Here is a 7,083-nt window from a genome sequence, read left to right on the forward strand (position 1 = left end):
CCCGGGCCCCCCTTCCAAAGACTTTTAATAATTAAAGTGTATTGCAGGTATGGGACTCCTTTCTATATATAAAATTTGGGAAGGGGCGAGCGCGAGAGGGGAGAACCCTTTTCAAAGGGTTTCCCCTCTCGCATTCTTCTTTTACCGCTTTCTAATTGACAATGATTTTCATTTTCGTATAGGCCGGTTCCATACGGTCCCGGTCGGGGCCGGGGAGGAGCCATGCAGCGCAAGACCTTGCACGAAAACGCCGAATTCGCCTGCCCCATCGTGGGCACCTGTCTGACCGTATCCGAACTGCGCCGGATCTGCCGCAAATGCGGCGACGCCGTGCCTGACGAGGCTTCGGACTACGACGCCCACGTTTTCCTGGTGGGCCAGGCCCAGGTGCCCGGAGGCGCACCGGCCAAATACCTGCAACGCTTTCTGGACAAGAAATACCGCAAGGACCTGCGCGCCTTTTTACGCGTCGACGACCCGGAAAGCCTGCGGCGTCTGTGGCGGGAACGGGCCGACGCCGGCGACGTACCCGGACCATTTTGGGCGATCATGTCCCATCCGGGCGTGCCCCAGGAACTTTTGCGCGAGGTCTACGGCGAGGTGCACATGCTCTCCCACCGGGTCGGCGCGGCCAACCGGGCCGACCTGTCGCGCCTGACCTGGCTCGAGGAAAAGCTGTCCGAGGCCGCGGCCTCCCTGGAGGAACAGAAGACCGTCCTGCGCCAGGCGGTCGGCGTCTGGAAGGGCCGCTGCCGTGAGGCCATGGAGGAACTGGCCGGGGAACGGCGGCGGCGGCAGGCCGTCGAACGCGAGCGCATTTCGCTCAAGGCGGCCATCGAGAACTCGGCCGTGGCCGCCGTGCGCCGCGACCGCGACGTCTTGAGCCGCGAGCTGGCGAAAACGGCCGAGCGGCTGGAGGCGACCGAAGCCGAGGCCGGCCGGCAGGCCCTGGCCCTGGAAAAGATGCACGCCGAACTGACCGACCTGCGCCGGGATCTGGCCGACCGGGACAGCGAAGTGACGGCGTTGGAGGCTTCGCTGTTCGTGGCTCTTGGCGATGCGGCCGCGGCCCATGCCGCCCATGCCGAACACCATCAGGGCGAGAGCGCCGCCCTGGACGCGGAACACGTCTGTCCCTGCCGGGAACAGGGGCTGCCCGAAGGCTCCTGCGGCGGCAACTGTCCCTGCCGGGCCGGAGAAGCCCACCCGGGACTGGCCGGCAAGCGGGTGCTCTACGTGGGCGGGCGCTGCTCGCTGGTGGCCCATTACAAACTTCTGGCCGCCAAGTTCGGTTGCGAGCTGGTGCACCATGACGGCGGTCGGGAACAGTCGGCCCACCGGCTCTGGGAGCTTCTGGGCGCGGCCGACGCGGTGGTGTGCCCTGTCGACTGCGTGAGCCACGAGGCCTGTTCCCTGGTCAAGCAGGCCTGCCGTGGCTGCCTCAAACCGCTCATTCTGGCCCGGTCCTCGGGGCTTTCCAGCCTGGCCCGATCCCTGACCGAACTCGACGTTCCCCGGGCGCAATAATCCGCCAAGGCGCGGTTGGTTGCGCCCCGAAGCCTTCCCGGCTATCGTTTGGCCGCCGGCACAGCGCCGGCCCTGCCAAGGGAGACGGCAACGACGCTTGCGCGCCAACGCCGCGTCCGTTTCCGGGAACGTTCTCCCTTGCGTCCGCGCCCCGCGCCCTTATCCTCTGTTTCAAACAACGGGGCGTTGCGGGCCGGGCCACGATTCCTTGGAGCGGGCAGGGTTGCCGGAGGTTGCATTTTCACGGCGGCGGGTCCATTTTGGACTTGCGGGATATGTCGTTGGCGGGTAACTTGTGAAAAAAGTGACAATACGAGGCCCGCTGCCATGAAACATGAGATCGTCATTTGCATGGGCAGTTCGTGTTTCGCCCGGGGCAACAAGAAGCATCTGCTTATGATCGAGCAGTACCTTGCCGACCATGGGCTTTCCGACAGCGTGGTCCTTACCGGCAGCCGGTGCGAGGACCAGTGCACCACAGGCCCCAATATCCGCATCGACGGACAACTCTATGGCGAAATCAACGGCGAACGCCTGATGGAGCTTTTAAGCCGCCACCTGTCCGCGTAAAGGCTCCTTCATGCCCGATCTTTTTCCCGTTGCCCCTTGCCTTCACACCTCATGAAGCCGACAATGTCCCTTGCAGCGGCCCATGTCGGAACCAAGGGAGATGGCATGCTCAAGCACTATCCCATCTATACCATTGAAACCGAATGCCAGGACTGCTACCGCTGCCTGCGGCACTGTCCGGTCAAGGCCATCCAGGTGGAAAACGGCCGGGCCACGGTGGTGCCGGAACTGTGCATCGCCTGCGGCCAGTGCGTGGCCGTCTGCCCGGCCCACGCCAAGCAGGTGCGCAGCGACCTGTTCGCGGTCTTCAAACTGTTGCGCTCCCAGCGGCCGGCCTACGTTTCCCTGGCCCCGTCCTGGGTGGCGGAATTCCCCGACGTCTCGCCCCAGGCCATGATCGCCGCCTTGCGCAAGCTGGGCTTTTCCGGCGTGTCGGAGACGGCCCTCGGCGCCCAGGAGGTCTCGGCCGGCGTGGCCAAGGCCCTGTCCCAGGGTGCGCCCCGGCTCATGCTCTCCACGGCCTGCCCGGCGGCGGTGGATTTCATCCGGGGCTACATGCCCGAGCTCGTGCCGAACCTCACCCCGCTGCTCTCGCCGCTTCTGTCCCACTGCCGCATGATGCGCCGGGCCTACGGCCAGCACATCGGCATGGTCTTTTTCGGCCCGTGCGTGGCCAAGAAAACCGAGGCCGACAACCATCCGGGACTGCTCGACGCGGCCATGACCTTCACCGACCTGCGGGCCATGCTGCGCCAGGAAAACATCCATCCCGAAAGCCTCGTTCCCGGTCCGGCCGACATTTTCATGCCCCACGCGGCCAAGGAAGGCGCGCTCTACCCCATCGAAGGCGGCATGACCGACACGGTCAAGGCCTATACCGGCAATGCCAGCGTCTGTTTCACCACGCTTTCCGGCATCCAGACCATCCAGTCGGCCCTGGAGGGCATCCAGAACCATGTGCTGCCCCAGCCCGTGTTCGTGGAGATGCTCGCCTGCGTGGGCGGCTGCGTGCGGGGGCCGTGCATCTCGAGCAACCGGCCGCGCCTGCTCGACCAGCTCGACGTCTTCAACCGCGCGGTCAAGCCCGCTCCCGATGAACCGCTGCGCACGCCGGTCGTGCCCATAAACGAGCGCAAGAACCCCGCGCCTGTGGACCTGCCCGTCTACAGCGAGGACCAGTACGTGCGGGTGCTGCGGCTGATCGGCAAATTCACGCCCGAGGACGAGATCAACTGCGGCGGCTGCGGCCACGAAACCTGCCGGGGACTGGCCCGGGCCATGCTGGAAGGGCTGGCCGAGCCGTCGATGTGCATCCATTTCCTGCGCAAGCGCGCCACCCGCAAGGCCAATGCCCTGTTGCGCTGCATTCCCGCCGGGGTGGTCATCGCCGACGCCAGGCTCCACATCATCGAGTGCAACGAGCATTTCGCCCGGCTTTTCGGCGAGGAGATCCTGACGGCCTACGAGGCGAGTCCGGGCATGGAAGGCGCGGCCCTGGAAAAGATCGTGCCCTTCATCGGGCTTTTCCGCCGGGCGCTGGAATCCGAAACCGACATCCACCGCGACGCCCTGCGCCAGGACGACCGGGTTTTCAGCGTCACCATCTTCACCATCGAGCCGCGCAGCGTCATCGGCGGCGTGATCTTCGACGTCACGGGCTCGGAGCTGCGCCGCGAGGAGATCGCCCAGCGGGCCCGGGAGATCATTCGCAAGAATCTCGAGACGGTGCAGGAGATCGCCTGCCGCCTGGGCGAAAACATGGCCGATACGGAAATCCTTCTGCGCTCGCTCTCGGAAGGCTTTTCCAGCGCCGCCAAGCCCATCTCCGGAAAAGAACTGCGGGGGCGGCGCTGATGTCCGACGACGTGTTCGTCGAGGTGGACGCGGCCCAGCGCAACCGGTACGGCGAGGATATCTGCGGCGACGCCTTCAAGACGTTGCGCCTGGCCGACGAGGGCCGCATCATCGCCGTGCTTTCCGATGGCCTGGGCCATGGCGTCAAGGCCTCCATCCTGTCGCTCATGACCGCCACCATGGCGCTCAAGTACACGGCCAACGACATGGACATCGTCCGGGCGGCCTCGGTCATCATGGACGCGCTGCCCGTGTGCCAGGTGCGCAAGATCAGCTACGCCACCTTCACCGTGGTCGACATCCAGTCGACCGGCGGGGCGCGGGTGATCGAGATGGACAACCCGCCGGTGACCCTGGTGCGCGACGGCGCGGTGGTGAACCTCGAGTTCGAGGAAGTCTCCACCCCGCGCTACGACGAGCGGATGATCCGGGTCTACGACGTCAAGCTGCGGCCCGGGGACCGGCTCATTTTCACCTCGGACGGCATCACCCAGGCCGGGCTCGGGTCCGAGCGGCTGCGCCTGGGCTGGCGCATCAAGGGCTGCCGGGACTACGTGCTGGAACAGGTGGCGGCCGACCCCAACATCTCGGCCCGGGCCCTGTCCCAGAAAATCCTGGGTATGGCCCTGCGCCAAGAGCCCTTTCAGCGGGCCTATGACGACATGACGGCGGCGGTGATCTACCTGCGCCGGCCACGCCGGGTCCTCGTGCTGACCGGACCGCCCTACGCCGCCGGCCGCGACAAGGAATTCGCCGAAACCCTGGCCGACTTCGACGGCCGCAAGGTCATCTGCGGCGGCACCACGGCCAACATCGTGGGCCGGGAACTGGGACGCACCATCCGCGACAGCCTCATGGGGGCGGGCGGCGGGGATCTTCCGCCAGCGGCGGAGATGGAGGGGGTGGACCTCGTCACCGAGGGCATCCTGACGCTGACCCGCGTGGCCCAGCTTCTGGAAAACGACGAGCCGCCCCGCGAAAAAAACCCGGCCACCGAACTCTACGATATCCTGCGCGACAGCGATTCCATCGAATTCCTGGTCGGCGCGCGCATCAACGAAGCCCACCAGGACCCCAACCTGCCCATCGACCTGGAAATCCGGCGCAACATCATCAAGCGCATCTGCCACGTCCTCGAGGAAAAATACCTCAAGGAAACCAAGATGCAGTTTTTTTAGGAAGGGGGGGAGCAAAAGAGATGCGAGAGGGGAAACCCTTTGAAAAGGGTTGTCCCCTCTCGCGCTCTCCCTTTCCTAAACTTTCTCTATGGTAGTGGAGTTATCGCAATAGTTTTTTTGTTCCGCAGTTGTGAAACGAACCTACGCGGCCTCGCATTCGCAAAGCGGCGCCCGCGACGGCATGGCCTCGGCAAAATGGCCGAGAATCTTCCGATACAGCTTGCTGCCGCATCCGGCTCGCTCCCGGACCAGCCAAAGCGCCTTCTCGAACTGTTCGGCCGCTTCGTCCTGACGTCCGGCCGCATGCAGCGCCATGCCCAGCTTGTAGACCGAATGGGCCGTGGCCGTCGCCACGCCGCCGCCGGCCTCGGACATGGCCACCGACCGGCGCAAAAGCGCCTCGGCCCCAACCATGTCGCCATCGCGCAACGCCTCCATGCCCGCCTCGCGCAGCTGGCGCACACTACTCGCCAATTGGCATTTTCCATTCACACAGGCCATAAGCCTCTCCTCCGGTACGGCCTCCCGAGCGGCCGCCGCTTGCTCCCTTTTCCGTTCTCCGTCTCCGTGCGCCCCGTCTCCCGCCGGGAGCGTCCCGCAAAGACGCCTACAAAATGCTTTTCGCCCACGCCTGGGCCTCGGCTTCGTCCGGGGACCCGTCGACCTTGAACGGCAAATCGACCACCCTGGCTCCAAGCTCCGACGCCTTTTCCATGATGGCATCCACTGCGCCGCAAAAATGCGGGTAGCTCGAATCGCCGCACCCGAAGACCGCCACCTTCCTGTCGGAAAGCCCGGCCGCATCCAGCGCATCGTAGACGGGAATGAAATCCTCCTGCAGCTCGATATCCTCATCGCCCCAGGTGGAACAGCCGAACACCACGAGATCGTAGCCGTCGGCCAGTCCCTCCGGCTTGACGCCGGCAACATCCTTGAGAACCACTTCCAGGCCCTCGCCTTCCAGGGTCTTGGCCACCACCCCGGCCACCGACTCGGTATTGCCGGTCGTGGACCCGTACACCACAAGCGCTTTTCCCATATCGTACTCCGTGCGGACTTCGCGTTTCGGACGCCGGTCTCTTTTCCAGCCGTCCCCGTGGGCTCCTTATTTAATGATATTGAAATTCATTGTCAACTATACCCGACAAAAACATCTTCCCCCATGCCCGGCTTTGAGGCTCCGACCGGGCATGGTAAAAACAACCGGCCACCCGGCCCTTCCCCAAAACACCCAAGGAGTATCCATGGCCCGAAATGTGGAAATCAAGGCCAAAATCGACAGCGTCGACGCCATGCTGCCCCTGGCGGCAAAACTGGCGGATGCCGGGCCAAGGGAAATCCCGCAGGACGACACGTTTTTTGCCTGCCCACACGGCCGACTCAAACTGCGCGCCTTTCCGGACGGAACCGGCGAGCTGATCTTCTACCAGCGCCCGGACAGCCAGGGCCCCAAGACGTCCGAATACACCATCTCCCCGACCCACTCGCCGGAGACCCTGCGCCAGGCCCTGACCGCAGCCTACGGACAGGTCGGACGCGTGCGCAAAAAACGCACCCTCTTCCTGATCGGACGCACACGCCTGCACCTGGACCAGGTGGAAGGACTCGGCGATTTCCTGGAACTGGAAGTCGTCCTCGATCCCACGGAATCCGCCGCCGCCGGCGAAGCCACCGCCCACGCCCTGCTCGCACAACTCGGCATCAGCCAGGAACAACTCGTGGCCAAGGCCTACGTCGACCTGCTGCAGGCGGTGGGTCGGTAGCACGGGGGTGGGTGGGGCTCTGCCCCACACCCCCGCAGGGGCTCCGCCCCTGCACCCCGGCGGGGGGCTTGATGCCCCCCGCGCCCCCCTACTCGCTCTGCCGGGTGGAGGCGAGGCTGCCAAGCGCTCAGGCGGATGCCTGGGGAGGGTCCGGAATTTTCCCTGACGAAGCCGCCGCTACGCGGCAGGCG

Annotated in this window: 7 protein-coding genes; 5 read left to right on the forward strand and 2 right to left on the reverse strand. The window is 65.1% G+C overall.

What is annotated here, in order from left to right; genetic code table 11:
• The first annotated feature begins 222 nt into the window (after window positions 1–222).
• The 4 genes from ACMZ6R_RS19710 (at window position 223) to ACMZ6R_RS19725 (ending at window position 5,129) form a co-directional block, all read left to right on the forward strand.
• Window positions 223–1,527 carry a DUF2325 domain-containing protein gene (locus ACMZ6R_RS19710; protein WP_416114660.1) on the forward strand — a complete coding sequence of 435 codons (1,305 nt, stop codon included), beginning with the start codon at window positions 223–225 and terminating at the stop codon, window positions 1,525–1,527.
• Between the two features lie 327 nt (window positions 1,528–1,854).
• Window positions 1,855–2,097, forward strand: a complete 243-nt coding sequence (locus ACMZ6R_RS19715) for a (2Fe-2S) ferredoxin domain-containing protein (protein ID WP_416114661.1) — start codon at window positions 1,855–1,857, stop codon at window positions 2,095–2,097.
• A gap of 105 nt (window positions 2,098–2,202) precedes the next feature.
• Entirely contained in the window at window positions 2,203–3,951 is a 1,749-nt protein-coding gene (locus ACMZ6R_RS19720) for a [Fe-Fe] hydrogenase large subunit C-terminal domain-containing protein (RefSeq protein ID WP_416114662.1), read from the forward strand.
• Complete coding sequence (locus ACMZ6R_RS19725; protein WP_416114663.1) at window positions 3,951–5,129, forward strand: SpoIIE family protein phosphatase; 1,179 nt, start codon at window positions 3,951–3,953, stop codon at window positions 5,127–5,129. The genes ACMZ6R_RS19720 and ACMZ6R_RS19725 overlap by 1 nt, the downstream gene beginning before the upstream one ends.
• 141 nt (window positions 5,130–5,270) lie before the next feature.
• Here ACMZ6R_RS19725 and ACMZ6R_RS19730 read toward each other — a convergent pair whose 3' ends face one another.
• On the reverse strand, window positions 5,271–5,630 hold the full coding sequence (locus ACMZ6R_RS19730) for a tetratricopeptide repeat protein (protein ID WP_416114664.1): 360 nt from the start codon (window positions 5,628–5,630) through the stop codon (window positions 5,271–5,273).
• A 106-nt stretch (window positions 5,631–5,736) separates the two neighbouring features.
• Entirely contained in the window at window positions 5,737–6,168 is a 432-nt protein-coding gene (locus ACMZ6R_RS19735; protein ID WP_416114665.1) for a flavodoxin, read from the reverse strand.
• A 205-nt stretch (window positions 6,169–6,373) separates the two neighbouring features.
• On the opposite strand from ACMZ6R_RS19735, the gene ACMZ6R_RS19740 reads away from it, so the two are divergent.
• Entirely contained in the window at window positions 6,374–6,892 is a 519-nt protein-coding gene (locus ACMZ6R_RS19740) for a class IV adenylate cyclase (RefSeq protein ID WP_416114666.1), read from the forward strand.
• Window positions 6,893–7,083: the final 191 nt, after the last annotated feature.

It is taken from the genome of Solidesulfovibrio sp. C21 (assembly GCF_047785625.1).
Classification (GTDB): Bacteria; Desulfobacterota; Desulfovibrionia; order Desulfovibrionales; family Desulfovibrionaceae; genus Solidesulfovibrio.

Coding starts and splice junctions, on each gene's coding strand:
- ACMZ6R_RS19715 (WP_416114661.1), top strand. CDS start 1,855: ATGAAACATGAGATCGTCATTTGCATGGGCAGTTCGTGTTTCGCCCGG.
- ACMZ6R_RS19740 (WP_416114666.1), top strand. CDS start 6,374: ATGGCCCGAAATGTGGAAATCAAGGCCAAAATCGACAGCGTCGACGCC.
- ACMZ6R_RS19735 (WP_416114665.1), bottom strand. CDS start 6,168: ATGGGAAAAGCGCTTGTGGTGTACGGGTCCACGACCGGCAATACCGAG.
- ACMZ6R_RS19730 (WP_416114664.1), bottom strand. CDS start 5,630: ATGGCCTGTGTGAATGGAAAATGCCAATTGGCGAGTAGTGTGCGCCAG.
- ACMZ6R_RS19710 (WP_416114660.1), top strand. CDS start 223: ATGCAGCGCAAGACCTTGCACGAAAACGCCGAATTCGCCTGCCCCATC.
- ACMZ6R_RS19725 (WP_416114663.1), top strand. CDS start 3,951: ATGTCCGACGACGTGTTCGTCGAGGTGGACGCGGCCCAGCGCAACCGG.
- ACMZ6R_RS19720 (WP_416114662.1), top strand. CDS start 2,203: ATGCTCAAGCACTATCCCATCTATACCATTGAAACCGAATGCCAGGAC.